At 68.8% G+C, this 26,722-nt stretch carries 28 protein-coding genes; 7 read left to right on the top strand and 21 right to left on the bottom strand.

All coding sequences use genetic code 11. The features are described 5' to 3' along the window. Positions 1-13: 13 nt before the first annotated feature. From ACZ5IK_RS11885 to ACZ5IK_RS11865, 5 genes are read right to left on the bottom strand one after another with little or no spacing between them, the layout of a single operon-like run. Positions 14-436, bottom strand: a complete 423-nt coding sequence (locus tag ACZ5IK_RS11885; RefSeq protein ID WP_465487705.1) for a hypothetical protein — start codon at positions 434-436, stop codon at positions 14-16. After that, complete coding sequence (locus ACZ5IK_RS11880) at positions 433-1,575, bottom strand: ArsA family ATPase (RefSeq protein ID WP_410602192.1); 1,143 nt, start codon at positions 1,573-1,575, stop codon at positions 433-435. The genes ACZ5IK_RS11885 and ACZ5IK_RS11880 overlap by 4 nt, the downstream gene beginning before the upstream one ends. A gap of 15 nt (positions 1,576-1,590) precedes the next feature. Continuing rightward, entirely contained in the window at positions 1,591-2,031 is a 441-nt protein-coding gene (locus ACZ5IK_RS11875) for an SRPBCC family protein (RefSeq protein WP_101606454.1), read from the bottom strand. A 26-nt stretch (positions 2,032-2,057) separates the two neighbouring features. After that, on the bottom strand, positions 2,058-2,846 hold the full coding sequence (locus tag ACZ5IK_RS11870; RefSeq protein ID WP_465487704.1) for a metallophosphoesterase family protein: 789 nt from the start codon (positions 2,844-2,846) through the stop codon (positions 2,058-2,060). A gap of 24 nt (positions 2,847-2,870) precedes the next feature. Further along, entirely contained in the window at positions 2,871-3,281 is a 411-nt protein-coding gene (locus ACZ5IK_RS11865; RefSeq protein WP_233224250.1) for a polyketide cyclase / dehydrase and lipid transport, read from the bottom strand. Between the two features lie 127 nt (positions 3,282-3,408). Here ACZ5IK_RS11865 and ACZ5IK_RS11860 point away from each other — a divergent pair, with 127 nt between their 5' ends. Further along, complete coding sequence (locus ACZ5IK_RS11860; RefSeq protein ID WP_465487703.1) at positions 3,409-5,205, top strand: AMP-dependent synthetase/ligase; 1,797 nt, start codon at positions 3,409-3,411, stop codon at positions 5,203-5,205. A 160-nt stretch (positions 5,206-5,365) separates the two neighbouring features. On the opposite strand, the gene ACZ5IK_RS11855 is transcribed toward ACZ5IK_RS11860, so the two are convergent. The 3 genes from ACZ5IK_RS11855 to ACZ5IK_RS11845 all read right to left on the bottom strand — a co-directional run bounded on the left by ACZ5IK_RS11855 (position 5,366) and on the right by ACZ5IK_RS11845 (position 8,810). Continuing rightward, positions 5,366-6,466, bottom strand: coding sequence for an FAD-dependent oxidoreductase (locus tag ACZ5IK_RS11855; RefSeq protein ID WP_465487702.1), 1,101 nt, complete (start codon positions 6,464-6,466; stop codon positions 5,366-5,368). Between the two features lie 64 nt (positions 6,467-6,530). Further along, positions 6,531-7,478, bottom strand: a complete 948-nt coding sequence (locus tag ACZ5IK_RS11850) for a ferritin-like domain-containing protein (protein ID WP_465487701.1) — start codon at positions 7,476-7,478, stop codon at positions 6,531-6,533. A gap of 87 nt (positions 7,479-7,565) precedes the next feature. Further along, the gene (locus ACZ5IK_RS11845) at positions 7,566-8,810 is read right to left on the bottom strand and encodes an aspartate aminotransferase type Ic (protein WP_465487700.1); all 1,245 of its coding nucleotides are present in this window, start codon (positions 8,808-8,810) and stop codon (positions 7,566-7,568) included. 190 nt (positions 8,811-9,000) lie between these two features. Here ACZ5IK_RS11845 and ACZ5IK_RS11840 point away from each other — a divergent pair, with 190 nt between their 5' ends. Next, on the top strand, positions 9,001-9,516 hold the full coding sequence (locus ACZ5IK_RS11840) for a hypothetical protein (RefSeq protein ID WP_465487699.1): 516 nt from the start codon (positions 9,001-9,003) through the stop codon (positions 9,514-9,516). On the opposite strand, the gene ACZ5IK_RS11835 is transcribed toward ACZ5IK_RS11840, so the two are convergent. The 13 genes from ACZ5IK_RS11835 to ACZ5IK_RS11775 all read right to left on the bottom strand — a co-directional run bounded on the left by ACZ5IK_RS11835 (position 9,517) and on the right by ACZ5IK_RS11775 (position 21,150). After that, positions 9,517-10,011: a hypothetical protein gene (locus ACZ5IK_RS11835; RefSeq protein ID WP_465487698.1), complete on the bottom strand. Its 495-nt coding sequence runs from the start codon at positions 10,009-10,011 to the stop codon at positions 9,517-9,519. It abuts the gene before it with no gap. Further along, positions 10,008-10,496 (bottom strand): hypothetical protein, encoded by a 489-nt coding sequence (locus ACZ5IK_RS11830; protein ID WP_465487697.1) that lies wholly within the window; start codon positions 10,494-10,496, stop codon positions 10,008-10,010. The genes ACZ5IK_RS11835 and ACZ5IK_RS11830 overlap by 4 nt, the downstream gene beginning before the upstream one ends. Further along, complete coding sequence (locus ACZ5IK_RS11825; protein WP_168214265.1) at positions 10,496-11,731, bottom strand: MCE family protein; 1,236 nt, start codon at positions 11,729-11,731, stop codon at positions 10,496-10,498. The genes ACZ5IK_RS11830 and ACZ5IK_RS11825 overlap by 1 nt, the downstream gene beginning before the upstream one ends. Next, complete coding sequence (locus ACZ5IK_RS11820) at positions 11,728-12,939, bottom strand: MCE family protein (RefSeq protein WP_465487696.1); 1,212 nt, start codon at positions 12,937-12,939, stop codon at positions 11,728-11,730. Before ACZ5IK_RS11820 ends, ACZ5IK_RS11825 begins: the two co-directional genes overlap by 4 nt. Then, positions 12,936-14,126, bottom strand: a complete 1,191-nt coding sequence (locus ACZ5IK_RS11815; protein ID WP_465487695.1) for an MCE family protein — start codon at positions 14,124-14,126, stop codon at positions 12,936-12,938. The genes ACZ5IK_RS11820 and ACZ5IK_RS11815 overlap by 4 nt, the downstream gene beginning before the upstream one ends. Further along, positions 14,123-15,154, bottom strand: a complete 1,032-nt coding sequence (locus ACZ5IK_RS11810) for an MCE family protein (protein ID WP_465487694.1) — start codon at positions 15,152-15,154, stop codon at positions 14,123-14,125. Before ACZ5IK_RS11810 ends, ACZ5IK_RS11815 begins: the two co-directional genes overlap by 4 nt. Further along, positions 15,151-16,188 carry an MCE family protein gene (locus ACZ5IK_RS11805; RefSeq protein ID WP_465487693.1) on the bottom strand — a complete coding sequence of 346 codons (1,038 nt, stop codon included), beginning with the start codon at positions 16,186-16,188 and terminating at the stop codon, positions 15,151-15,153. The genes ACZ5IK_RS11810 and ACZ5IK_RS11805 overlap by 4 nt, the downstream gene beginning before the upstream one ends. Continuing rightward, positions 16,185-17,501, bottom strand: a complete 1,317-nt coding sequence (locus tag ACZ5IK_RS11800) for an MCE family protein (protein ID WP_465487692.1) — start codon at positions 17,499-17,501, stop codon at positions 16,185-16,187. Before ACZ5IK_RS11800 ends, ACZ5IK_RS11805 begins: the two co-directional genes overlap by 4 nt. Then, the gene (locus ACZ5IK_RS11795) at positions 17,498-18,346 is read right to left on the bottom strand and encodes an MlaE family ABC transporter permease (protein WP_101606439.1); all 849 of its coding nucleotides are present in this window, start codon (positions 18,344-18,346) and stop codon (positions 17,498-17,500) included. The genes ACZ5IK_RS11800 and ACZ5IK_RS11795 overlap by 4 nt, the downstream gene beginning before the upstream one ends. A gap of 1 nt (position 18,347) precedes the next feature. Further along, positions 18,348-19,106, bottom strand: a complete 759-nt coding sequence (locus ACZ5IK_RS11790; RefSeq protein WP_101606438.1) for an MlaE family ABC transporter permease — start codon at positions 19,104-19,106, stop codon at positions 18,348-18,350. Positions 19,107-19,224: 118 nt separating this feature from the next. Next, positions 19,225-19,986 (bottom strand): glucose 1-dehydrogenase, encoded by a 762-nt coding sequence (locus ACZ5IK_RS11785; protein ID WP_465487691.1) that lies wholly within the window; start codon positions 19,984-19,986, stop codon positions 19,225-19,227. 16 nt (positions 19,987-20,002) lie between these two features. Continuing rightward, positions 20,003-20,887 (bottom strand): 3-oxoacyl-ACP reductase, encoded by an 885-nt coding sequence (locus ACZ5IK_RS11780; RefSeq protein ID WP_465487690.1) that lies wholly within the window; start codon positions 20,885-20,887, stop codon positions 20,003-20,005. A gap of 71 nt (positions 20,888-20,958) precedes the next feature. Next, positions 20,959-21,150 (bottom strand): ferredoxin, encoded by a 192-nt coding sequence (locus tag ACZ5IK_RS11775; RefSeq protein ID WP_410602207.1) that lies wholly within the window; start codon positions 21,148-21,150, stop codon positions 20,959-20,961. Positions 21,151-21,252: 102 nt separating this feature from the next. Between ACZ5IK_RS11775 and ACZ5IK_RS11770 the strand changes: the two genes are divergently transcribed. The 5 genes from ACZ5IK_RS11770 (at position 21,253) to ACZ5IK_RS11750 (ending at position 26,719) form a co-directional block, all read left to right on the top strand. After that, complete coding sequence (locus ACZ5IK_RS11770) at positions 21,253-22,434, top strand: acyl-CoA dehydrogenase family protein (RefSeq protein ID WP_465487689.1); 1,182 nt, start codon at positions 21,253-21,255, stop codon at positions 22,432-22,434. A gap of 9 nt (positions 22,435-22,443) precedes the next feature. Then, positions 22,444-23,517, top strand: coding sequence for an acyl-CoA dehydrogenase family protein (locus ACZ5IK_RS11765; RefSeq protein WP_465487688.1), 1,074 nt, complete (start codon positions 22,444-22,446; stop codon positions 23,515-23,517). Next, on the top strand, positions 23,514-25,025 hold the full coding sequence (locus ACZ5IK_RS11760) for a long-chain-fatty-acid--CoA ligase (RefSeq protein WP_465487687.1): 1,512 nt from the start codon (positions 23,514-23,516) through the stop codon (positions 25,023-25,025). Before ACZ5IK_RS11765 ends, ACZ5IK_RS11760 begins: the two co-directional genes overlap by 4 nt. A 148-nt stretch (positions 25,026-25,173) precedes the next feature. Next, the gene (locus ACZ5IK_RS11755) at positions 25,174-26,352 is read left to right on the top strand and encodes an alpha/beta hydrolase family protein (protein ID WP_465487686.1); all 1,179 of its coding nucleotides are present in this window, start codon (positions 25,174-25,176) and stop codon (positions 26,350-26,352) included. After that, positions 26,294-26,719: an SgcJ/EcaC family oxidoreductase gene (locus ACZ5IK_RS11750; protein ID WP_465487685.1), complete on the top strand. Its 426-nt coding sequence runs from the start codon at positions 26,294-26,296 to the stop codon at positions 26,717-26,719. Before ACZ5IK_RS11755 ends, ACZ5IK_RS11750 begins: the two co-directional genes overlap by 59 nt. The last annotated feature ends 3 nt before the right edge of the window (positions 26,720-26,722 follow it).

The raw sequence follows: 26,722 nt of genomic DNA, 5'->3' as shown, positions 1-26,722 counted from the left end.
TACCGTCAGCAACTCAGTTCTCCCGGTCCGGCTGCCAAGCGTCGCGCCTGGTCACCGCGATGTGCTGGACCCGCGAAGCTCCCACCGGCGCATCTTCCCGCGCGGGCTCCTTCCGCGCAGGCTGGAACCCCGGCATGTGCACCCCGCCCTCGGGCTCCCAGCGGTCCGCGAGCACCGCCCGCAGCAACGCGACGAGCTGCGCGGCCTGCTCCATCAGGTGTGCCACGAACTCGGGCCGCTCACCGCGGAAGATCCCGACGATCGCGCAGAGCGGGCACCAGCCGCCGTCGGAGTCGTGTTCCGAGCAGCCGTGCCCGGCGGAGATCAGGCCCTCCAGCCACGGCGCGGCGTGCTCGACGACCAGTTCGACCAGCAGCCGGATCTCTTCGGCCAGTTTCAGGCCGTCGGTCCGTGTGTGTCCGTCGTTCTCGCTCACCCGGGTCCCCGGTTTCCGGCCAGGCTCACGACCAGGCCGTGCGCGTCGGATTCCGCACCGGTGATCCGGCACGGGCGCAACATCTCCGGCAGCGCGATCAGCCGCCGGAAACCGTCCACGGTGACGGCGAGATCATCGTCCACTCTGGCCAGGTCCACTTCGGATTCCCGGTGCAACGGCACGGCGATCCGCAGCCGGTAACCACCGTCCGATTCGGACACCTGCAAGAGCGGGGTGACACCCTTTTCGTTTCCGGCCAAGGGGTCCAGGCCTTGGTACAGCTCGTACGCGATTTCCTGCAGCGCCTCGAGCCCCACCGGCTCGACTGCGCGGTGCTCGACGGGCTTCACCTGTCCGGGCCCGAAGCCCGCGTCGGCGAGTTCGGCGAGGACGGTGTTCTGCTGCGTGCGCCGCGTCCGCATCCACGAGGCCGCCGCGCCACGCCAGAACCCGGGCGCGGGCATCAGCCGGTTGACGATCAGGCCGTCGACCAGGATCCCGCGCAGGGCCAGGGAACTGAGCGTGCGGCGGGCCTCCGCGACGACGACGCGTTCCGGTGTCAGCACGAGCCGCACGGTGGTCGTGGCCGGATCGGTGAGCAGGGTGCGCAACGACTCCAGGTGCGCGCCGAGGCGCCGTACCGCGGTCGCCGTCCGCCGCGCGCCCGGTTTGAACATCCTCGTCAGATAACCCGAGACGGCCTCGGGCAAAGCCAGCAGGCGCAGCGTTTCCGCGGTCGGCCCGCAGTCGACGACGACCGTCTCCCAGGGACCGTGCTCGGCGAGACGCTGAACCTCGGTGAGGGCGAGGAGCTCGTCGACACCGGGAACGACCGTCAGCTCTTCGGCGTCGAGCGAGTCGAGACCCGCTCCCGCGAGCGCTGTCTGCAGTTCCTGCCGGAGTTCGCGCCAGGTGCTGTCGACGAGGCCGCGGGTGTCGATCTGGGCGGCGTGCAGCAGCTCGTCCACTTCGGACGGTTCCGCGCCGAGCGCGCGGCCGAAGGCGTCAGCGAGGGAGTGCGCGGGGTCGGTCGAGACGACGAGCGTCTTCCTGCCCCGCCCGGCGAGTGCCGCCGCCGTGGCCGCGGCCAGTGTGGTCTTGCCGACACCCCCCTTGCCGGTGAAAAGCAGGATCCGCATGCCTACCCTTCGAACTCAGGATGCTTCGGCGCGCTTCTTGAGCTCCTTGAGCGCGGTGTCCATGACCATCTTCTCGGCCTTGCGGCGCAGCAGCCCGATCATCGGCAGCGCCAGCTCGACGGACAGCGTATACGTCACCTTGGTCCGGCCGGCGCCCAGCGCTTCGAGCGCGTAGCGGCCGTTCTGGGCCTTCTGCATCTGCCCCTTGACCAGGTGCCAGCTGACGCCCTGGCCGTCCGCGTCCCAGTCGTACTCGAGGGTGTAGACGTCCTTGATCGGTCCGGCGTCGAGGGTGAGCTTCACCTGCTTGGCGCGGCCCTTGTCGTCCTCGCCGAGCACCTCGGTCTCCCGGACGGCCTTGGCCCATTCCGGGTACGCGGGAAAGTCGGCGATGACGGCCATGACCCGCTCGGGCTCGGCGTCGACCTCGATGGATTGCGTGGACTGCTCGGCCATGAACGCAGCCTAGCCGGAGCCGAGGGTCACCAGCGCAGCACGTACGGCTGTGCCGTCTCTTTGAAGTGACCGACGTTACGGCATTCGGTCCTGCCGAGCCTCGTCCGCGAGGCCAGCGGCTGGTGGACGTGCCCGAAGACCGACCAGCGCGGCCGCTGCTCGCGGATGAGGTCCACCAGGGCCGCCGACCCGATCTCGGACCGCCGCGCGATCACGTCGTAGGTCAGTTCCGGGATGGCCGGCGGGATGTGGGTGCACAGGACGTCGACGTTTTCGAGCGCGCCGACCGCGGTGTCGTACTCCTCGCGGGTGCGCAGGTACGGCCGCCAGAAGCCGTTGCGGCGCGGGACCACGTTCGGCGGGAGCAGCGCGCCGCCGATGAACCCGAAGCGCAGCCCGCCGAACTCGGCGACCTCGCCGTCGAGGACCTGGATGCCGTCGCCGGCGAACTCGGGCCACAGGGACGGGTCGTCGACGTTGCCGGGAGTCGCGTACGTCGGCGCGGTGAGGGCGCCGAACAGGACGGCGTACTGATCGAGGATCGCTTCGCTGACGGCGGCGGCCGGATCGGCCAAAGTGGCCCACAGGGATCGCGAGAAGGCAACGGTCTCATCACGAGTGCCCTCACGCCGCAGCCGCGCGAACTCGCCGACCTTCTCGGCGCCGAACAGCGCGCCCATGATCCCTTTGTCGTGCTCGCGGTAGTCGACGAAGTCCAGCAGGTCGCCCAGCACGATCAGCGCGTCGGCGCCGTCCCCCGCGCGTTTGAGCGCGTCGGCGTTGCCGTGCACGTCCGACACCACGTGAACCCGCATGCTCTCCCCTGTGTTCGCCCGTGCCTAGTCGGCGCGTGGCCCTACTCCAGGCTCGCGCCCGTCCTCCAGGACTTCCTTGAGCCCGAGCGCGATCGCCTTGGCGGCACGGGCCCTGCGATCGAACTCCCGCCGCAGGTCCCGGGGTTCCAGCGCACGCGGCTCCCCGTCCGGACCGGCGGGAGTGGCACGCAGGAAGTAGTGCAGCAAAGTGCCGTCGAGCACCGGCTCGAGCCAGACCTCCATGGTACCGATCAAGGCACCGCGCACCGTCCAGCGCAAACCTTCGTCCCCGCGGTCGGTGTAGACCTCGAGAACGAGGTCCGGCCAGTAACGTGACCAAGATCGCGGATCGGCGAAGGCGGCGGCGACGGTGGAGGGCGGGACCACGAGGAAGGTCTCGTCAACGATGTCGAGAGCTGGCGGCGCCTGGTTCACACGCGGCAGAATGTCATGCCCTCGGTATGGCCGATTCGTCAGCATGGTCTTAAGGTGCACGGCACGCTAAGTTGACTGGCGGGTAACACCGGTCACACCACTTTGCACGCGAACACGGAGGTTCCTCGTGCGCGAATACAGCGCCCCCGCCGCCAATCCGGTGACCGACGACGAGAACCTCGCGGACGTCGTCTGGGCGAACGCCGAGCGGTTCTCCGATGTCGTGAGTTTCCGCCGCCAGGTCGACGGAACCTGGTTGGACGTCACCGCCAAGGACTTCGCCGCCCAGGTTCTCGCCGTGGCCAAGGGAATGGCACAGGCGGGCATCGCACCGGGCGACCGGATCGGGCTCATGTCCAAGACCCGCTACGAATGGACCCTGATCGACTTCGCGATCTGGGCCGCCGGCGCGGTCACCGTCCCGATCTACGACACCTCCTCGGCCGAGCAGGTCCACTGGATCCTTTCGGACTCGGCGGCGAAGGGGGTGTTCGTCGAGACCGACGAGCACCTCGCGACGCTGGAGAGCGTCAAGGGACGCCTCGACACGCTTGAGCACACCTGGCAGATCGAGGCCGCCAAGCCCGCCGTCGACGACCTCACCGCCCAGGGCGCCGAGCTGAGCGACGACGACCTCCACGAGCGCCGCCGCACGGTGAAGGCGGGCGATCTGGCCACGATCGTGTACACGTCGGGCACCACCGGCCGCCCCAAGGGCGTCGAGCTGACCCACCGGAACCTCCTGGCCGAGATCCGCGCCGACATCGCCGCGTTCCCGCAGCTGATGGAGCAGGGCAACTCGCTGCTGGTGTTCCTGCCGCTCGCGCACGTCCTGGCCCGCGCCATCGCGGTGACGGCGCTCAGCGCGCGCGTGACCCTCGGGCACACCTCGGACGTCAAGAACCTCGTCGCCGACCTCGGCACCTTCCGGCCGACGTTCGTCGTCGCGGTGCCACGCGTGTTCGAGAAGGTCTACAACAGCGCGAAGCAGAAGGCCCACGGCGACGGCAAGGGCAAGATCTTCGACGCCGCCGAAGCCACCGCTGTCGCCTACAGCCAGGCTCAGGACACCGGCGGCGCCGGGCTGGGCCTCAAGGTCAAGCACGCGCTGTTCGACAAGCTCGTCTTCAGCAAGCTGCGCGCGGCGCTGGGCGGCCGGTGCGTCGCCGCGGTGTCCGGCGGTGCCCCGCTCGGCGTGCGGCTGGCGCACTTCTTCCGCGGCATCGGCGTCCCGGTGTTCGAGGGTTACGGCCTGACCGAGACGTCCGCCGCGGCCTGCGTCGGCACCCAGGACGGGTTCCGCGTCGGCACCGTGGGACGTCCGGTCGCCGGGACCTCGGTGCGGATCGCCGACGACGGCGAGATCCTGCTCAAGGGCGACGTCGTGTTCAGCGGCTACTTCAACAACGCCGAAGCGACCGCCGAAGCACTGGAGGACGGCTGGTTCCACACCGGCGACCTCGGCGAACTGGACCGCGACGGATTCCTCAAGATCACCGGGCGCAAGAAGGAGATCATCGTGACGGCGGGCGGCAAGAACGTCGCCCCGTCCGGCCTCGAGGACACCATCAAGTCCAGCCCGCTGATCAGCCAGGCGATGGTGGTCGGCGACCAGCGGCCGTTCATCGGCGCGCTGATCACCATCGACGAGGAGTACTTCCCGTCGTGGAAGTCGCAGCACGGCAAGCCTTCCGACGCCACGGTGTCGGATCTGGCCGGTGACGCCGAACTGCGCGCCGAAGTCCAGCAGGCCGTCGATCAGGCCAACAGCGCGGTGTCGCAGGCCGAAGCGATCAAGAAGTTCACGATCCTCTCGAACGACTTCACCGAGGCCGGTGGCGAGATCACGCCGAGCCTGAAGCTGAAGCGCAACATCGTGAACAAGAACTACGCGACCGACATCGAAGCGCTGTACAAGAAGTAGGTCTTCACGCGCAACGACCGCAACTAGAGGACTAAGTGCAGGCGAGGAGCGTCCCGTCACGGTGCGGGTCCCTAGGCCTCCCGCGTTTCGTCCTCTAGTTGCGGTCGTTCGTGTCGCCAACTACCGCAACTAGAGGACGAAACGCGGGCAGCGCGGGTCCTCACTCGGCCGGGATCTTCGCGTCCCACTCGATGTGGTGCTGATAGAGCCAGTTCCGGTCCCGGTCGGGCGTCGTCCCCGACGACACCGCAGCGTTGCCCGCCACCAGCTTCTCCACCCGCGGCCGCCGCAACCGTTCGTAGGCCGCGAAAGCCGTTGGCGCATCGGGAAGATCCCGCAAACACTGCGCCAGCACGACACTGTCCTCCAGCGCCATCGACGCACCCTGCCCCTCAGCGGGCGAGGCCGCGTGCGCCGCGTCCCCCACGAGCACCATCGACGCGTTGGACCACACCGGTGTCGAAGGCACGTCGTAAGCGTGACCGCCGAAGACGTCGTCCCCCGTCGATCGGATGATTTCCGCGGCGGGCAACGGTTCCCCGTCGAAAGCGGCGAAGGCGGTCGAGCGCCATTCAGCGGCCGAGAGACCGGTTCGCACACCTTCAGCCGTGGGAAGCCGCGCGAACCAGTACGTCGAACCGTCGGGAGCGCTGGTGTAACCGAAGAAAGCGTGCAGGCTCTGGATCATCCGATAGAGGGACGGCGCCTGCGGGACGCTCGTGTCGGTCGTGTAGCCGTAGACGACGTCCTGGCCGGTCGAGCGCGGCGGGGGGCACGAAGGGTCGATGAGGTTCCGGACGACCGACCGCAGGCCGTCGGCGCCGATCAGGATGTCGCCCTCGGCCGCGGTCCCGTCCTCGAAGCGAGCGACACCCGGCGTGGCCGAAACAAGCCGCTTCCCGCGCTCGAAAGTGATCCCGCGCGAGATCGCTTCCTCTTGCAGTGCGCGATAGAACACCGCGCGAGTCAGGGTGCGCGGTCCGGTGAGGCCGTCGATGCCGAACGAACGCCGCTCGACGGTGCGCCCGTCCGGCGTGACGAGTTCCAGACCGGCCGCGGCGAAAGAGTTCTCGATCACCGGTCCGTCGGCACCGATCGCGCGCAGGGCGTCCATGCCGTTGTGCATGATCGTCAGGAACGCGCCCGCGTCCTCGCCGCCGGACTGGTACGCCTCGTGGACGCTCGCTTCGATTCCGGCCCGCCGCAACGCCATCGCGGTCACCGTGCCGGAAATGCCGCCACCGATGATCACAGCTTTCACCGCAAACCCCTCCTCGTGTCGCCGTCACCCGACGGTACCGGGCGACGGCGACACGCCGGAGAGGTCACGCGCCGCCGCTGGCCACGATGTCGCCGTTCACTCCCTTGGGGAAGAACCCGCCCTCCTTCACCGGGCCCGGGTTCAGGTAGACGACGTTCAGCACCCTGTCGGCACTCCGGCCGAAGCAGATGCCGTTGTTGTCGGCGGGCACGATGTTGGCCTGGTTGCCGAGCACGATGCCCTGGTCGGCGTCGCCGGGACCGTCGAGGGCGTCGCGGGCGTTGGAGATCTTGGCAGCCGCGTCGCCGAGGTCCCGTTCGAACAGCGACGTCCGGATGGTGGCCGCGTGGTACGCCTCGGCGGCCAGGATGCCGGCCGCCGCGTCCAGGAACGTCTTGTTGGTGATCAGCGGGGCGGCGCCCTTGTACGCCGTCACGCCGACGTCCTCGAACAGGAACGCCGCGAGCAGGAAGTTCTTCTCGTTGGCGAACGGGTCGAACTGCTGGTACTCGCTGATCAGCCCGGCCGCCCGTGCCGCGGCGGTGAAGCTGTCCTTGAGGTCGATCTCCGGCCGGGAGACGGCGGCCTCGCCCAAGGCGCCGCGCAGGAACTTGACGTGCGCGACCTCGTCGCCCGCGATCTCCTTCGCGAACTGGTGCAGCGCCTTGTCGTGGAACATCACCTTCTTGCCGCCGCGCACCCCGCCCTGGGTGCCGGCACCGCCGGTGATGTCGTCCGGCAGTCCTTTGCCGTAGACGGCGAAGGAGTAGAACTCGGCTTCGAGGTACTCGAGGTTGAGCGCGAAGTTGAGCACGGCCGCGTCGCTGGGGGCGCCCGCGGCGGCAGCGGCGTCACCCGTGGCCGAAGCGGACGACGTGGCCTGTACCCCGAGGTAGGTCGCGCCGACGACACCGAGCCCCGCCGCGCCTGCGGCCTTCAAGAACCGGCGGCGATCCGTGCGGTTCTCGGCGCTGCGCGAAATCAGGGTACGAACGAAGGGCTTTCCGAACACGAGTGGTTCCTCTCGTCTTTGCGGTGCACACCCACCCACTCGGACGTTCGGAACCACCCGTGACCCGGATTGGAAAAGATCTCGGAATTATTTCTTCGTAGCCGCCGCAAGGCGAACGCAGACCGCGAGACCGCGGATCGCCTCTTCGACTTCGGCCAGCTCAGGGTACGTCGGGGCGATGCGGATGACGGCGTCTTCGGGGTCGTCGCCGTACGGGTGCGTCGCACCGGCCGGGGTCAGGGCGATGCCCGCCTCCTTGGCCAGCCGCACGACCTCCTTGGCGGTCCCGGACGGCACGGTCAGCGAGATGAAGTACCCGCCGGTCGGCTTGGTCCAGGACGCGAGGCCCGATTCGCCCAGTTCCTTGGTGAGGATCTCGTCGACGGCCGCGAACTTCGGCCCGATGAGCCCGGCGTGCTTGCGCATGTGCTCGCGGACGCCGTCCTCGTCACACAGGAACTGCGCGTGCCGGAGCTGGTTGACCTTGTCCGGGCCGATGGTCCGCTTGCCGATGAGGCCGGTCCACCAGGCCAGGTTGGCCTCGGAGGCGCCGAAGAAGCCGACGCCGCCACCGGCGTAGGTCACCTTCGAGGTCGAGCCGAAGACGAACACGCGGTCGGCGTTGCCCGCCTCCGCGGCCAGCGCGAACAGGTCCGCCAGCGGCACCTCGACGTCGGTGAGGTGGTGCACGGCGTAGGCGTTGTCCCAGAAGATCCGGAAGTCCGGGGCGGCCGTGGTCATCGCGGCCAGCCGGCGCACGGTGTCGTCGCTGTAGGTGACACCGGTCGGGTTGCTGTACTTCGGCACGCACCAGATGCCCTTGACCGCGGCGTCCTCGGCGACGAGACGCTCGACGACGTCCATGTCCGGGCCGGTCTCGGTGAGCGGCACCTGGACCAGCTCGATGCCGAAGCGCTCGGCCAGCGCGAAGTGGCGGTCGTAACCCGGGACCGGGCACAGGAACTTCACGCTCGCCTCGTCGGCCCAGCGGCGCTCGGCGCCCGGGAGCTTGCTGAGGAAGGCCTGCACGATCGAGTCGTGCATGAGCTCCAGGCTGGAGTTGCCCGCGGCCAGCAGCTGCTCGGCCGGGACCTGCAGCGGCCCGGCGAAGATGCGGCGAAGCTCGGGCAGGCCCTTGAGGCCGCCGTAGTTGCGGACGTCGGTGCCGTCCTCGGCCTTGCGCACATCTCCGGGGAGGGCGAGCAGTCCGTCGGCGAGGTCCAGCTGGCGGGGGGACGGCTTGCCGCGGGTGATGTCCAGGGAGAGGCCACGGTCGACGAGGGCCGCGTAGTCGCGGCGGGCGCTCTCGACATCGACAGGTGCAGTGGTCATGCCTAACGCTAAACCCGGTGGCGGTCCGGCGTGAGACGAGGGTCGCCCAACGACGGCCCACGCAAGATCCGATAACGGTCCCGGCGCGTTTTCCGGTATCGGTAACAGGGACAAGTCCTCTAGTGGGCCGGGCGCTTTTCTCGCATTCTCGGGTAATACGAACGACAAACGAGAAACGAGGGGCTTGGCAATGAGAGCGAAGAACTGGGCGGCTTTGACGATAATGGCCGCGGGCGGACTGGCCGCGTGCGCGACACCGAATCAGGGCACGGCGACTCCCGTCGTCGCACTGGCCGCTCCCACGAGCACGATCGTGGTACAGCCACCGGTGGTCGCGGCCCCGCCACAGACGGTTTATGCCGCGCCACAGACGACACGGACGATCTATCCCGAACCCGCGCCCGCACCCTCGGTTCCGGTGGCACAGACGGTGATCGCCTACTACGACGCGATCAACCGGGGTGATTTCTCCACCGCGTGGAGTCTCGGCGGGCAAAGGCTGGCCAAAGGCGGCACTCTCGCCTCGTACCGCAAGGGATACGCGACGACTTCCTGGGCCGCCCTCACCGTGACGAACGTGAGCGGGAACAGGGTGTACGTCGATCTTTCGGCCCGGCAGACCGACGGTTCGATCCGGACTTTCTCCGGTTCTTACACCGTTTCCAACGGTGCCATCACCGGCGCGAACATGAAGCGGATCTCGTGATCACAGCGCGGTGAGCTGGGAGATCTTCCACCGGCCGTCGACGCGGTGCGCGGTGACCGAAAGCTGGGAGACCGACGACTGTGGTGTACCTCCGCCCGCGGCGATCGTCTGCTGGTCGAGGAACAACAGCACTTCCGCCTGGTCGCCGCGCAAGGACCGGACACCGAGCGAACGCACCGTCGTCGTGCGCACCAGCTTCTGTTCTTCGGCCCGCGTGCGCGCCGAAGCGAACTGGTCCCGGTACTGCCCGGTCGCCTCGCCGGTCAGCACGTCGGCGGCGGCCCGCTCGGTCCGCGCGAGGTTGCTGTAGTCGTAGGAGAAAACGGCCTTCACCCCGGCGCCGACCTGGTCCGCGACCTCGGCCGTGGCGGCCTGGTCCACCAGTGCCGCGTTGCCGTCCGAACCCAGCGAGGACGCCTGGATGCCGAACCACACCGCGCATCCGGTGGCCAGCACGATGATCGCGACGAGGATTCGCTGAGCGCGCCCGGTCATGAACCCGCCGCCTGGACCGCGCTGACCTTCCAGCCGTCTTCGACGCGCTGGTAGTCCACGGTCAGCCTGCTCACCTTGGGCGCGGCCGATCCGCCGCCGGTGCTGACCTTCACGTCCAGCACCGCCATCAGCCTCGCCGTCCCGGCGACGGCGTCGAGTTCGGTGACCGCGGCCTGCTTGAGCTTCGCGGTCGCGACGGTCTTGCCGGTGTTCGCCCGGTCGATCTGGGTCTGCCGGTCGCCGGCGAGGTCCTTGCCGAGCCGTCCGGTGGTGACGCCGAGCCAGCGGTCGACGTCCTGGGCACCGGTGCGGTAGTCGATCGTGTTGAGCACTTCCAGCTGGCCCGACGCGGCGGCGAGGACGGCCTCCCGTTCCCGGCCGCGGGCCAGGCCGTCGTCCCGGGCCGCGCTCCACCACGACCAGCCGAACCAGGCGGCCGCGAGGACCGCCAGCGCGGCGACGACGGTGAGGGCACGGGTGGGCATCACTTGCCGCCCAGCAGCGCGCCCAGTCCGCCCGGACCGGAGCCGCTGAGCAGGCTCAGCACGCCGGGCAGCTGCGCGGATTCCGCCGCCTGAGGGGTCTGTTTCGGCCGCTCCGGTACCGCGGGCGGCTTCCCGGCATAGGGGGCGTTCTGTGAGCCTCGCACGCCTGTGGGGCTCCCCGGCGGCTCGGCGCAGTACGCCTGGGTGTTCACCGGCGCTTCGGTGGTGTCGTTGGCAGGACGCTGTTTCGTGCCCTCGTAGCCCTTCGTGCACGAGACCGGGTCGAAGAAGTTGAACACGACGCCGAGGTGACCCGTGCCGTCCGGCGACGTCGACCGCGAGAACGCCGAGATGATCGGGTACGCGACGAGGAGTTCCTCGATCGCGTCGGTGCGGGCGGAGGTGATCTGGGCGGTGGTGAGCGTGTTCGCGAACAGCACCCCGAGGTCGGTCCCCGAAACCGCCAGCACGTCGCTGATCTGGCGGCTCAGCTTGGGCGCTTCGTCGATCACGCGCCGCAGATCCGGGTCGGACGTCTTGAGCTGCGCGGCGATCGTCTTGAGCCCGCTGGAGAACTTCGTGATGTTGTCGCCCTGGCGCCGCTGGGTGTCCAGCACCGTCCGCGAGTTGGCCAGCAGGCCCTGGGTGTCGGGCAGGTATTGCGTCGCCGTCGCGGTGAGGGAACCGGTGCTGTCCAGCAGTTGCCGCAGATCCGGGCCGGCGTCGGCGAACGCCTCGTAGGTCTCGTCGACGACGGTCTTGAGCGATTCGGGCTTCACGCTCGACACCAGTTTGTCCAAATTGGACAACACGGTGTCCGGCGCGAGCGGGATCGACGTCTTGTCCCGCTTGATGACCGACCCCTGCGCGAGGTACGGCCCGTTTTCGTGCATGGGCAGCAGATCGACGTACTGCTCCCCCACCGCCGACCGGTTCGCGACCGCGGCCTTCGTGTCCGCGGGGATCTTCGGCGCCCCCGAATCGATGTCGAGGCCGAGGTCGATGCCGTGCTCGGTGAGGGTCATCGAGGCGACCTTGCCGACCGCGACGCCGCGATAGGAGACCTCGGCGTTGACGAAGATCCCGCCGGAGTCCACGAGCTGCGCGGTGACGAGATAGCCGCGGGTGCCGAACAGCCGGTCCAGCCCGGCGTACTTGCCGCCCGCGTAGACGACCGACACCACCGCGATGACGACGAACACCGCGAGCTGGATCTTGGTCTTGCGCGTGATCACCGGCCACCTCCCAGGATCGGCCCGAGGAGCCCGCCGAGCACGCCGCCCAGCACGTCCCCTTGCGGTGCCTGAGGAGCTTGCGGCAGATCGCCGGTGGGCAGCGGCAGCACGGGCGGCGCGGCGCCGTTGTTGAACGGGATCGCGCCGGGGGTTCCGGTGCCCTGGGTCCCCGGCAGCTGGATGATCGGCTGCGACGAGTTGTTCATGTTCTCGAGGAAGGTGTCCAGGTTCAGGTCGATCTTGGCTTCCACGTTTGCGTAGTCGCCCTTGATCACGTTGCCCGCGTAGTCCGGGAACGGGTACGTGAGCAGGATCCGCAGCGCGGTCGGGAGGTCCTGGCCCGCCTCGGTCAGCTTCTTCAGCGTCGGCTGCAACGCGCGGAGGTTCGCCACCAGCTGATCACCGCTGGCCTTGATCGTGTCGGTCGCGACCCCGGACAGCGTGTTCAGCGACCGCAGCATGCCGACGAGCTGATCCCGTTGTTCGGTCACGACCTTGAGCCCCGGCGAAAGATTGTCGAGCGCGTTCGTGAGGTTCTGCGTCTGGCCGACCAGGGTCTTGGACAGCTTGTCGAGGCCGTCGATGGCCCGCAGGATCTCGCCCTTGTGCCCGTCGAGTTCGGTGGCCAGCGTGTCCACCCGGGACAGCAGCGCGCGGACCTCGGCCTCGTTGCCGGTGAGCGCTTCGTTGAGCTCGTGGCTGATCTTCTGGATCTGCTCGACCCCGCCGCCGTTGAGCAGCAGGGAAAGCGCGCCGAGGACCTCTTCGACCTCGGGGTTGCGGTTCGTGCGGTCCAGCGGGATCTTCGCGCCCTCGGCGAGGGCGCCTTCGGGTTTGACACCGGACGCCGCGTGCAGATCGACGAACTTCTCCCCCAGCAGGCTCGACTGCCGGAGTTCGGCACGCGCGTTCGCGGGGAGCGCGATGTCGCCGTTGACGACCATGCTCACCCACGCCGAGCGGGTGTCCGGCGCGAGATCGATCTTCTCGACCCTGCCGACCGGGACGTCGTTGACCTTCACGCTCGCCTGCGGAACGAGGTCGAGGACGTCGGAGAACTGCGCGGAGAGCCGGTACGGATGGTCACCGAGGTCGGCGCCACCCGGCAGCGGGGTGTTGTACAGCCCCGAGAAACCGCCGTCACCGCAGCCGGCCAGCACCAGGACGCCCGCCATCACCCCCGCGATCTTCTGCCGTTGCCGCCTCATTTCGGGAGCCCCTTGCTCATGACGTCGATCAGCGGGAGCGGCAGCGGCGGCAGTTCACCGCTCTGCAGCGAGGCCAAGACCTGCGGGACGGACGGGAGTTTCAGCGTGCCGTCGAGGATCGGCGCGAGCTGCTTGCAGATGCCGCCGAGCGCGTCCGGGATCGGCTTGGGCGTGCTCGCGCTGATCAGGCGGCAGACGGTCAGGATCGGCGGATGCGTCAGTTCGTTCAGGTTGTCCCGCACCGCGATCGTGCCGGACGCCGCGTCGTAGGAGTTGATGAAGTTGGTCGCCCCGGTCGGCGCGATGTCGATCACCTCGGCGAGCGAGGCCCGCTGGTCCACGAGCACCTTCGTCAGCCCGGCCAGTTTGTCCACATTGGACGAGAGCAGGTCCTTGTTCTCCGCGACGAACTTCTCGACGTCGCCCATCGCCGTCGCCAGTGAGTTCAGCGCGGCGCCGACGTCGGCGGAGTCCGCGGCCAGGAACCCGCTCACGTCGGCGGCCCGGCGGTAGAACTCGTCGAGCTGCTTGTCGCTGTCGGCGAGCGCGCCGGTGAAGGAGTTCAAGTTCTGCACCGTGGTGAACAGATCGCCCTTGGACCCGTCCAGCGTCTTGGCCAGTTCGGACAGCCTCGTCACCGTCGTGTTGAGGTTCTTCCCGTTGCCGTCGAGGTTCGCCGCGGCGGTGTCGAGCACGTCGGACAGCGCGCCGTTCTTGTTGGCGCCGTTGGGTCCCAGGCTCGTCGAGAGTTTGTCGAGGCTCGTGTAGAGGTCGTCGAGTTCGGCCGGTGTCGCCGTCTTCTCCTTGGCGATCACCGTGTCCGTGGCCATTTCGGGGCCGCTCTCGTACGCCGGGGTCAGCTGGACGTACCGGTCGCTCACCAGGCTCGGCGAGACGACGACGGCTCCCGCGTCGGCCGGGATCGGGGTGCCGTCGTCGATCCGCATGTCGACCCGGACCGCTTCGCCCTGCGGCGTCACACCGGTGATCTCGCCGACCTTCACCCCGAGCACCCGGACCGACGATCCCGCGTAGAGCCCGACGGTCTTCCCGAAGTAGGCGCTGATCCTGGTCCCGCCGGGCTCCTTGAACACCAGCCACAGACCGGCCGTCACGATCAGGACGAGGACACAGACGAACGCGACCCAGGTGTAGAGCGTGCGCCCGGTGCGGGTGTGGATGGTCATCGTCCGCCCACCCCCTGGTTCGGCGCCGCGATCGGCGGGGTGCAGCCCTCCGGGTTGACCTGGAACGCGCCCGCGATGATCGTCGGCGGCAACAGCCCGCACAGATAGCCCTCGAACCAGCGCCCGTTTCCGGTCGCGTTGGCGCCGACGCGCGCGAACGGCGCCATCAGCGCGAGGCTGCGGTTGAGGTTGTCCTGGTTGCGCTGCAGGATGTCGGTGACCTTCCCGAGTTTCTCCAGCGTCGGCTTCAACTGCTGCCGGTTGTCGGCGACGAGACCGGACAGCTGGGCGGAAACCTGTTGCGTGCCCTTGAGCAACGTACTGATCGCGTCCTTCCGGTTCTGCAGTTCGGCGAGCAGGAGGTTGCCGTCGTCGAGGATCCGCTTCAGCTGGGCGTTGCGATCGGACAGCGTCTTGGACACCTTGCTCGTGTTGGCCAGCAACGTCTTCAGGTCACCGTCGCGGGAGGAAACCGTCTTGGACAGGGAGGAAAGCCCGCCCAGCGCGTCTTTCAGGTACTGCGGGCTGTCCTTGAGCGCGTCGGAGAGGACGGTGAAACTCGATGCCAGCTGGGCGGTGTCGATCTCGCCGACCGTGCCCGAGAGCTGCTGAAACGCGTCCTGGAGCTCGAACGGCGTCCGCGTGCGGTCGAGCCCGATGGTGGCGTTCGGATCCTGGCTCGCCTTGCCCTTCGGTGTCAGCGCGAGGAACTTTTCGCCCAGCAGTGTCTTGATCTCGATCGACGCCGACGTCGCGTCGCCGACCCTGGCGTCCTTGACCCGGAACTTCACCAGCACCTTCTTGCCCGCCAGTTCCACCGAGCTGACCTGGCCGACCTTGACCCCGGCGATCTGGACCTCGTTGTCCGGCGCCAATCCGGCCGATTCGCCGAAGTACGCCGAGTACGTCGTCCCGCTGCCGAACAACGGGATCCGGTCGGAGAAGTACGTCGTCGCCGTGATCAGCACGATCAGGATGAGCGTCACCGCCCCGACCGCTGCCTGGTTTCGTTGCTTCAGCGGCTTCACGGCCCGCACCTCTCCGGTCGCTGCGTGCCGGGCAGCGGCGTGATCGGCAGTTCGATGTTGAGCGACTTGATGCCGATGCTGCCGGAGATCCCGCACAGGTAGTAGTTGAACCAGCTGCCGTAGCTCAGCGTCCTGGTGAACTTCTGCAGGTTGCCCGGCAGCACCTGGAGCAGATGGTCGAGCAGTTGTTCTGAGTCGCCGAGGTTCTGTGACAGGGCCCCGAGCTGGACGACGTCGTCCTTGAGCGCGGGCCGGGCGTCGGCGAGCAGGCCCGTCGTGGCGACGGTGAGGTCGCCCAGTGCGGTGACCGCGTCCCCGATCGGCTGCCGCTGTTCGGCGAGCCCGGTGACCAGCCGCTGGGTCTGGTCGATCAGCTCGCCCAGCTGGGGCGAGCGCTTCTCGACCGTGCCGAGCACCGTGTTGAGGTTCGCGATGACGTCACCGATGATCTTGTCCTTGCCCGCGATGGCCGACGTGACCGACGCGGTGTGCGCGAGCAGGCTGGTGATCGTGCCACCCTCGCCCTGGAAGACCTGGATGATCTCGTAGGAGAGCTTGTTGACGTCCTCGGGGTTCAGCGCGCGGAAGAGCGGTTTGAACCCGTTGAAGAGCACGGTCAGGTTCAGTGCCGGTTTGGTGCGCTCGGGCGGGATGATCCCGCCGCGCGGCAACGACTTCTCGTCCCCGATGTCCGTCCCGAGCGAGAGGTATCGCTGCCCGACCAGGTTGCGGTACTTGATGGTCGCGGTCACCGAGGCGGGCAGCCGGTGCGTGGTCTGGACGTCGAAGTGGACCTGGGCGAAGTTCCGGTCGCCCTCCTCGACCTCGATCGCGCCGACCTGCCCGACCTTCACGCCGACGATGCGGACGTCGTCGCCTTCCTTGAGCCCGGACGCGTCGGTGAACTTGGCCGTGTAGCCCGAGGTCTCGCCGAAGTTGGTGTTCGCGATGGTGGCGCCGAGGATCGCGGTGAGCAGCACGGTGACCACGGCGAAGACGAGGATCTTGACCAGATCCGGCACGAAGGACCTCATCGCAGTTCCACCTCCGCGCCCCGGTACAGCGGCCCCACCAGCAGGCTGCCCCAGTTCGGCACCTGGTCCGGTGTCGTCCCCATCGCCGGCGACACGAGCAGGTCGATCAACCGCTGTTCGTCCGGCGTGTTCACCACCGAACCGCCCGCGCTCCCACCGGCGGGCAGCCTGCCGTCGGGGTCGCGCGGCGGCGCGGGTTTCGAGGACCCGTCGTCGATCGCGCCGTCCGGCGGATACTGCGGCCAGCGTCCCGGCGGCGGGACCTCCGGATAACACCGAGGACCGCGTTTGTCGTTGTACTTCGGCTCGTCGACGCCGGGCAGGTACTTGCCGCGGCTCGGCGTGAACTCGATCGTCACCCGGCTGACCTCGGGATGCGCGGTGCCCTTGCCGAACGCGAGTTCCGCGCGGGGCACCGATCCGGCCAGCTGCTTGAGCAGGCAGGGGTACTCCGGCGCGTACTTCGCGAGGACGTCCAAAGTGGGCTGGAGGCTGGTGGTGAGGCGGATCAGGTTGTCCTGGTTCACTTTCAGGAAGCTCGTCAGGTCGAGCGACGCCGCGGTCACCGTCGAATAGACGTCGGCGAGACCGCGTTGGCTCTCGACCAGGGTCTTGCTCGTGGTGGTCAGATCCGACAGCGCGGCCAGCAGATCCGGCGCGGCCTTGTCGTAGATCGCGGCGGCGTCAGCCAGGCCGGTGACGTCGGCCTTGAGATCGGGCAGCGACGGGTTGATCTTGCCGAGATAGTCCGAAAGTCCCGCCAGCGTCGAGCCGAGTTGCTTGCCCTGACCGTCCAAAGCGGACGCGACGGCGTTGAGCGTACTGGCCATCTTCTCCGGCTGGACGGCCTGCAGCAGCGGCATCACGTTGCCGAGCACGGTTTCCAGCTCGATCGCACTGCTGCTGCGGTCCTGCGGGATGACGTCGCCCTCACCGATGTGCCGCTCCGGCCGTTCCGGAATCTGCAAAGCGACATACCGCTCACCGAACAACGTCTTCGGCAGCAGCCGCGCGGACACGTTCGACGGGATGACCGACGTCTTGTCCGGCTGCAGCGCCAGGTCCATCGTCGCGCGATCGCCGTGGGCCTGGATCGTCCGCACCTCGCCGACGACCATCCCGCGCACCTTGACGTCCGCGCCCTCGCGCATCTGGTTGCCGATGCGGTCGGTCTCCAGTTTCACCAGGGTCACCGTGGTGAAGGCCTTCTGGTAGAAGGCGATGGTGGTGACGAAGAACAGCACGACCACCACGAGGAAGATCAGCCCGAGCACCTGGTGCCGGAGCCGCTGCAGCAGTGTCCCCCTGTTCACCCGGAAATCCTCACCGTCGTCGTGGCGCCCCAGATCGCGAGGCTCAGGAAGAAGTCGAGCACCGAGATCAGCACGATCGCCGTCCGCACCGCGCGGCCGACCGCGACCCCGACCCCGGCGGGCCCACCGCTGGCGGTGTAGCCGTAGTAGCAATGGGACAGAATGACGAGCACGCTGAAGATGATCACCTTGAGGAACGACCACAGGACGTCCTCGGGCGGCAGGAACAGCGTGAAGTAGTGGTCGTAGGTGCCCGCGGACTGGCCGTAGAGCCAGATGGTGATCTGCCGCGAGGCGAGGTAGGACGAGAGCAGCCCGACGGCGTAGAGCGGGATGACCGCGGTGACGCCGGCGATCACCCGTGTCGTCACGAGATAGGGCATGCTCGGCACGCCCATCACCTCGAGGGCGTCGATCTCCTCGGAGATCCGCATCGCGCCGAGTTGCGCGGTGAAGCCGCATCCGACGGTGGCCGAAAGCGCGAGCCCGGCCGAAAGCGGGGCGACCTCGCGGGTGTTGAAGTAGGCCGAGATGAAGCCGGTCAGCGCGGCGGTGCCGAGCTGGTTCAGCGCGGAATAGCCCTGCAGGCCGACGATGAGACCGGTGAACAGCGTCATCCCGATCATCACGCCGAGCGTCCCGCCGATCACCGCGAGCGCGCCGGTGCCGAAACTGACTTCGGTCAGCAGGCGGAAGACCTCCCGGCCGTAGCGCCGGATCGTGCGCGGCGTCCACGCCAGCGCCCGGAAGTAGAAGGACAGTTGCCCCCCGAAGCCCTCCAGCATCGCGCCGGGGCGCGCGATGATCTCCAGGGTCCGGTCCGAAACAGCGGGTTCGGCTGCCATGTCACATCGCCTTCGGCGGCACGATCCGCAGGTAGATCGCCGTCAGCACGACGTTGATCAGGAACAGCAGCAGGAAGGTGATGACCACGGCCTGGTTCACCGCGTCGCCGACGCCCTTCGGCCCGCCCGCCGGGTTCAGCCCGCGGAAGGCCGCGACCACCCCGGCGACGAAGCCGTAGAGCAGCGCCTTGATCTCGCTGATCCACAGGTCCGGCACCTGCGCGAGCGCGTTGAAGCTGGCGAGGTACGCGCCCGGGGTACCGCCCTGCATGACGACGTTGAAGAAGTAGCCGCCGAGCACCCCGACGACACTGACCAAACCGTTCAGCAGCACCGAAACCACGATCGCCGCCAGGACGCGGGGCACGATCAGGCGCTGGATCGGGTTGACCCCGAGCACCTCCATCGCGTCGATCTCTTCGCGGATCTTGCGGGCGCCGATGTCGGCGCAGACCGCGCTGCCACCCGCGCCCGCCACCAGCAGCGCGGTGATCAGCGGGCTGGCCTGCTGCACGATCGCGAGCGCGCTCGCCGCGCCGGTGAACGACTGCGCGCCGATCTGCTGCGTCAGCGATCCGAGTTGCAACGCGATGACCGCGCCGAACGGGATCGCCACCAGCGCCGTCGGCAGGATGGTGACGCTGGCGAAGAACCAGCACTGCTGGATCCATTCGCGGAACTGGAACGGGCGTTTGAAGATCGCGCGCAGGACCTCCCACGACAGGGTCGCGAGCCTGCCGACCTGTGTGAGCGCACCCATACCCGGGACGGACACCGACGCTCCCACAGAACCTCCCAGTAGCCTGCCCCGAGTCTTACTCCACCTGTCAACGCCCCAGTGCGTTAGCGGTGTTCACTCTGCTCTCGGCACCTCCCCGCTAGAACTTGAGGGCGTGCGTCGCCGTGGCACCGCCGTCGGCGACGAACTCCGAGCCCGTGCTGTACGAACTTTCGTCACTGGCCAGGAACAACACGAGTTTCGCGATGTCCTCCGGCTGCCCGACGCGGCCCAAGGCGACCTTCTTGCCGACCCACGACATGTCGATCTTCTGCCCGCCCGCCGCCGCGGCGACCATCGGCGTGTCGATCGCGCCGGGATGGACCGAATTGACCCGGATGTTCTTCGCGCCGAGTTCGAGCGCCGCCACCTTGGTCATCCCGCGGATCGCGAACTTGCTCGCGGTGTAGGCGACGAGGAACGGCATCCCGGCGAGTCCTTCCACAGAGGACACGTTGACGATGGAGCCGCCTCCGGCCCCGGTCATCGGTTCAACGACCGAACGCATCCCGAGAAACGCCCCGATCTGGTTGACCCGGATGACGCGTTCGTAGTCGGCCAGCGTGGTCTTGCCGAGTTCCGAGAAATGCAGGATGCCCGCGTTGTTGACCAGCACCGTCGGCGGGCCGAACTCGGCGACCGTGCGCTCGATCGTGGCGTCCCACTCGGCCTCGTCGCCGACGTCGAGATGCTGGTAGACGGCCGATTCGCCGAGCTCGGCGGCGAGTTTCCCGCCGTCGAGGTCGTTGATGTCGGCGATCACCACCCGTGCGCCCTCGGCGACGAACAGCCGCGCGGCCGCCTCACCCTGGCCACGGGCACCGCCGGTGATCAGGGCCACCTTGCCGTCGAGCCTGCCCATCGTCATCTCCTCCGATTCACGGCAGCGACATGATTTCGGACGCGGAGAACATGCGTTCCGGGTCTCGGTCGGCGAAGTAGCCGCCCACGCTCGTGGCGAGTTCTTCGGTGGTCCAGGTGCCGTTGACGGTGTCGAACCGCTGCTCCACCGACGGCGGCCGCATGAGCGCGACCATCCCGCCGTAGACGAGGAAGACCTGGCCGTTGACCCGGTCGGACTCGGGCGAGCAGAGGAAGGACACGAACGGGGCCACGTGGTCGACCGAAAGCGGGTCGATCCCTTCCGGCGCGTCGGCCCCGAAGACCGCTTCGGTCATCGCGGTGCGGGCGCGCGGGCAGATCGCGTTGGCGCGGACGCCGTAGCGGGAGAGGCCGCGCGCGGTGGAGACGGTGAGCGCGGCGATGCCTGCCTTGGCCGCGCCGTAGTTCGGCTGGCCCGGGGCGCCGAGCAGGAAGGACTCCGACGCGGTGTTGACCACCCTGCCGTATACCGGGGCGCCGTCCACTTTGGACTTGTCGCGCCAGTACGCCCCCGCGTTGCGGGAAAGCAGGAAGTGCCCGCGCAGGTGGACGCCGAGCACAATGTCCCATTCCTCGTCGGACATCGAGAACAGCATCCGGTCGCGCAGGACGCCCGCGTTGTTGACCAGGACGTGGAGTCCGCCGAAATGGTCGACGGCGGCGGTGAGCAGCGCGTCCGCGGTCGAGGACTCCGACACGTCGCCGGTGACCGCGACGGCCTTGCCGCCCTCGGCCTCGATCTCGTCGGCCACCACCTGCGCCGCCGTCGAGACGTCGTTGACCACCACCGAGGCGCCCGCCGCGGCCAGCGCCAGCGCCTCGGCCCGGCCGAGTCCCGCGCCGGCTCCGGTGACGATGGCCGTCTTGCCGTCCAAACTCACTCCGGGCCTCCTTGCCTCTCCGCACACACTAGAATCTGTTCTTGTTCCGTGCAAGACCTAAATAAACGGTGCTAACCACGTATGAGCAGCGCGTTCTTCGGACAGCTCGCCACAGCTTGAGTAACACGTTCTACTTGGTTCGCCGGAACTTCGCCGGACGCGAGGACCAGCTCCTCCTCGTCGTCGAGATCGAAGACCTCGGGCGCGAAGCCGACACAGATCGCGTTCGCCTCGCAGAGCGAGCGATCGACGTCGATCTCCATATTCCCTCCTCGCCGCCGCACTGGTACAACTAGAACAGGTTCTACCCTACCGCCGCGGGCGGTCATGGCACCAGTAACGAGCACCGACGGCAGAGGTGACGGATGCGGATCGACTACACGCCGGAGCAGCGCGCACTGGCGGGGGAACTGCGGGAGTACTTCGCCGGACTGATGACCCCCGAACGCCGCGAAGCACTGGCCGGTGACGGCGGCGAGTACGGCGACAGTGTGGTGTACAAGGAAATCGTGCGCGAACTCGGCAGTTCGGGCTGGCTCGCGATCGGCTGGCCCCGCGAGTACGGCGGACAGGACCGGCCGATGCTCGACCAGCTCATCTTCACCGACGAGGCGGCCGCCGCCGGGGTGCCCGTCCCGTTCCTCACGGTGAACACCGTCGGGCCGACCATCATGCGTTACGGCACCGAAGAGCAGAAGGCGTTCTACCTGCCGAAGATCGCCGCCGGCGAGCTGCATTTCGCGATCGGCTACTCCGAGCCCGGCGCGGGGACCGACCTGGCGGCGCTGCGCACCCGCGCGGTCCGCGACGGCGACGACTACGTGATCAACGGCCAGAAGATGTGGACGAGCCTGATCGAGTACGCCGACTACATCTGGCTGGCCGCCCGCACCGACCCCGACGCCCGCAGGCACAAGGGCTTGAGCATGCTGATCGTGCCGACGTCCGCGCCCGGCTTCTCCTGGACGAAGGTGCGCACGGTCGCCGGACCGGGCACCAGCGCCACCTACTACGACGACGTGCGCGTACCGGTGACCTCCCGGGTCGCGGGCGAGAACGAGGGCTGGCCGCTCATCACGAACCAGCTCAACCACGAACGTGTCGCGCTGACCTCGGCCGCCCCGATCCAGACCTCGTTGCGTGAGGTGCGAACCTGGGCGCAGACGACCAAACTGCCCGACGGCTCCCGCGTCATCGACGCGCCGTGGGTGCGGCTGCACCTGGCGCGGATCCACACCCACGCGGAGTACCTGAAACTGCGGAACTGGCGGATCGCCTGGGCGGCCGCGAGCAGCGACCTCGGCCCCGCCGAGGCTTCGGCGACCAAGGTGTTCGGCACGGAGTTCGCGACCGAGGCCTACCGGCTGATGATGGAGATCCTCGGCGCGGGCGCCGTGGTCCGCGAGGGCTCCCCCGGCGCGCTGCTGCGCGGCCGGGTCGAACGGCTGCACCGGTCGTCGCTGATCCTCACCTTCGGCGGCGGCGCCAACGAGATCCAGCGGGACATGATCGCCGCGACCGCCCTCGGCCTGCCCATCACGCGCTAGGAGGCACAGATGGACTTCACGCTCACCGAAGCGCAACAGGACCTCGCGTCGCTCACACGCCGGATCCTCACGGACAAGGTCACCCCCGACGTGCTGGGGCCGCACGGTTCCGGCGGGTTCGACGCTCCACTGTGGACCGCCCTGGCCCAGGCGGGAGTGGTCGACGCAGCCCTGCCGCAGTCGGTGGGCGGTGGCGGTTTCGGGCTGCTGGAACAGTGTTCCGTCCTCGCCGAGATCGGCCGCGCGGTCGCGCCGGTGCCCTACCTGACTTCGGCCGTCATGGCCGCGGCCGCGATCGCCGAATTCGGGGACGGCCGGCTGGCCGAGCGATGGGTCGTCCCGGTGCTGCGTGGCGACCACGTTCTCGCGGTGGCGCTGCCGGACTACGGCGTGCCCTGCGGCTTCACCGCCGAGGCCGACGGCGACGGCTGGCGGCTGACCGGCGCGCAGACCGCGGTGCCTTCGGGCGCTTTCGCGCACGGCTTCCTCGTCGAAGCCGCCCTCGACGGCGGCCGTCAGGTGTTCCTGCTCGACCGGGACTCGGTGACCGTCTCGCCGCAACGGACCGTCGACCACGCCGACGCGGCGCTGGTCGAACTGTCCGGCGCGAAGTCCGCGGTCTCGCTGGGCGACGTCGGCGAATGGCTGCGGCTGCGCGGCACGATCGGGGTCTGCGCGCAGCAGCTCGGCGTCGTCGAACGGGCACTGGAACTGACCGCGGCGTACGCGCGGGAACGCAAGCAGTTCGGCCACCTCATCGGGAGCTTCCAGGCGGTGCGGCAGCGGCTCGCCGACGCCTACGTCGATGTCGAAGCCGTCCGGCTGACGTTGTGGCAGGCCGCCTGGCGGCTGAGCGAAGGACTTCCGGCGGCCGAAGAGGTCGCGACGGCGAAGTTCTGGGCGGCCGAGGCCGGGCACCGTGTCGCGCACACGGCCGTGCACATCCACGGCGGGGTCGGCATCGACGTCGACCACACGCTGCACCGGTACTTCGTCGCGGCGAAGCGGCTCGAGTTCACCCTCGGCGGGGCGACCGCGCAGACGCGGGGCCTCGGCGATCTCCTGGCCGCGGACCCGGCATGACGCCCACGGTCACGGAACTCCTGCTCGCCCGGGCAGAAGACCCGTCGACCGGGCTGCTGTTCGGAGACCGGCGCTGGTCCTGGGCCGAGCACGTCCGGGCCTGCGCCGGTCACGCGGCCGCGCTCACCCGGATGCTGCGTCCCGGCGGGCATTTCGGGCTGCTGGCGGACAACGTCCCCGAGTTCTCGTTCCTGCTCGGCGGCGCGGCGCTGTCGGGGCACGTGCTGGTCGGCCTGAACCCGACGCGCCGGGGCGCGGCGCTGGCCCGCGACGTCGCGCTGGCCGACTGCGAGCTGGTGTTCGCGGAGGAGAAGTACCTTCCGCTGCTGTCCGAAGCGGCCGTCCCGGTGCTGCCGTTGAGCGAGCTCGAACCGCTGCGGGAGGCTGTCGTTCCCGTGGCGGCGAAGCCCGAAGACCTGCTCATGCTGATCTTCACCTCGGGAACCAGCGGCGACCCGAAGGCCGTCCGGTGCACACACGGCAAGATCGCGTATCCCGGCGAGATGCTGGCCAGCCGATTTGGTCTGTCCACACGGGACACGGTGTACGTGTCGATGCCGATGTTCCACTCCAACGCCATCATGGCCGGCTGGTCGGTCGGGCTCGCCGCGGGCGCGGGGATCGCGTTGCGGCGCCGGTTCTCCGCCTCCGGTTTCCTGCCGGACGTCCGGGAGTTCGGCGCGACCTACGCCAACTACGTCGGCAAACCACTGTCCTATGTGGTCGCCACTCCCGAGCGGGACGACGACGCCGACAACCCGCTGAAACTGGTGTACGGCAACGAAGGCACTGAGGCCGACCTCGCCGCTTTCGGCAAGCGGTTCGGCTGCCACGTGGTCGACGCGTTCGGTTCGACCGAGGGCGGCGTGAACTTCGGCCGGGACGCCACCACCCCGGCCGGTTCGCTCGGCCGCCTGCTCGACGGTGTCGCCATCCTCGATCCGGAGACCGGGAAACCCTGTCCCCCGGCGGAATTCGACGCGGGCGGGAAGCTGCTCAACGCCGCCGAGGCGGTCGGTGAACTGGTCAACACCGGCGGAGCGGGCTTCTTCGCCGGGTACTACGGCGATCCGGCCGCCGAGGCCGAGCGGATGCGTGACGGGATGTACCACACCGGCGACCTGGCCTATCTCGACGCGGACGGCTACTGCTACTTCGCCGGGCGGCTCGGCGACTGGCTGCGAGTCGACGGCGAGAACCTCGGCACCGCCCCGATCGAACGCGCGCTCCTCCGGCATCCGGCGGTCCGGGAGGCGGCCGTGTACGGCGTGCCGGATCCGCGGGTGGGCGACCAGGTGATGGCCGCGCTCGTCTGCCGGGCGCCGGTCGACGCGGGCGAGTTCGCGGCTTTCGTGGTGGCACAAGGCGATCTCGGGCCGAAGCAGCGGCCCCGGTTCGTGCGGGTGGTCGAGGAACTGCCGCGGACGGCGACGCACAAGATACTCAAGCGGGAGCTCGCGGCCGAAGGTGTCGCCGACGCCCGGGAGATCCGCTACCCCCGCCCCTGATCCCCCGCAATTCGTCCTCTAGTTGCGGTAGTTGGTAACGCGAACTACCGCAACTAGAGGACGAATTGCGGGGTGGGTGGGATCCCAGGGTCGGGACCGGTGATCTTCCTGATGCCCCGGCACCGGCGCGCTCCCTAAGTTCGGTGCCATGACACGAACACTGCGCCGGATCGGCGTCCTCGCCACCGCGCTCGCGCTGCCCGCCGTCCTCCTCACGCCGTCCGCGTCGGCGGCGCCCGTCCGCTTGAGCCTGACCGCGCCGACCGGGCCGTACGCGGTCGGCAGCACCGATCTCCACCTGGTCGACCACTCCCGCCAGGACCCGTGGGTTCCCGGCGTCACGCGGGAACTGATGGTCACCGTGCGGTACCCGGCCTTGCGGAGCGGGAAGCCGAAAGCGCCTTACATGGCAGCAGGAGTCGCGAAGGTGGTGGCCGAAGGCGACGCCGCCAAACTGGGCATGGACGCGAGCCTGATCGACTACCGCTTCCCCACCCACTCGCGGCTCGGGGCGCCGGCGCTGGGTGGCAAGCGACCTGTCGTGCTGTATTCGCCCGGCGGCACCTTGTCCCGTTCGCACGGCACCACTCTGCAGGAGCAGCTCGCGAGCGAGGGTTACGTCGTCGTGGCGATCGACCACACCCACGAAGCGGAAGCGGTCGAGTTCCCCGGTGGCCGCGTCGAGAAGAAGGCCCTGCCGCCGTCGAGCATCGAGGTGTCGAAGCGGGTGATCGAGACCCGTGTCCAGGACACCCGGTTCGTCCTCGACTCGCTCCACCTGAACCGGGCCGGCATGTTCGGCCACTCCGCGGGCGGGTTCACCGCTGGCGAGACGATGGTGACCGACAGGCGCATCGTCGCCGGGGCGGACCTCGACGGCAGCATGGCCCACTCGCAGTCGCAGCGGATCTTCGGCCGTGTCGCCGACGAGGGCCTGGACCGGCCGTTCCTGCTGATGAGCGCGGGCAATCACAGCGCCGCCTCGGACGCGTCCTGGCAGGAGTTCCAGCGCAACCAGCGCGGCTGGACCCGCGAAACGCGCCTACCGGACGGCGAGCACTTCAGCTTCACCGACTACCAGACCCTGTTGCCGCAGCTGGGCAACGCCCCGGCCGCGTTCATCGGCACCATCGACCCGGCGCGGAGCGTCGCGGCCCAGCGAGCCGAACTGAGCGCGTTCTTCGACAGGGACCTGCGTCACCGGAGCAGCGACACGAGCATCCGCTTCCTGCTAAACAGGGGACAGACGTTGCAAAAGGAGGACAGCGATGACCACCGAGGAGATCATCACTTCGCTGGAACGCGCCTGGAACACCGGCGACGGTGAGGCGTGGGCCGCGAACTTCGCCGAAGACGTGGACTTCGTCGACGTCATCGGCCGCATCCAGCGCGGCCGCGCGACGATCGCCCGCGAAAGTCAGAAGATCTTCGACACCATCTACCGGGGCAGCAGGCTGGAGCTCCGCCAGGTGTCGAGCCGCCCGCTCGGCGGCGGGCTCGACCTCGTGCACACCGAAACGGTGATGTCCATCCCGGCGGGCCCCCTCGCCTGGGAGCAACGCGCGGTGCAGACGATGGTCGTCCAGGACGGGCGGGTCACCGCGTTCCACAACACGATCCGGGGCGATATCGCGGAGTTCACCGGCCACGACGCGGATTTCGCCGCACGCTCGCCCCAGGATTGGGATTCCTGATCG

This window comes from Amycolatopsis sp. NPDC031561, from assembly GCF_055580625.1.
The sequence above is the reverse complement of the archived record's forward strand: the minus strand, read 5'-3'. Positions and strand labels throughout refer to the sequence as shown.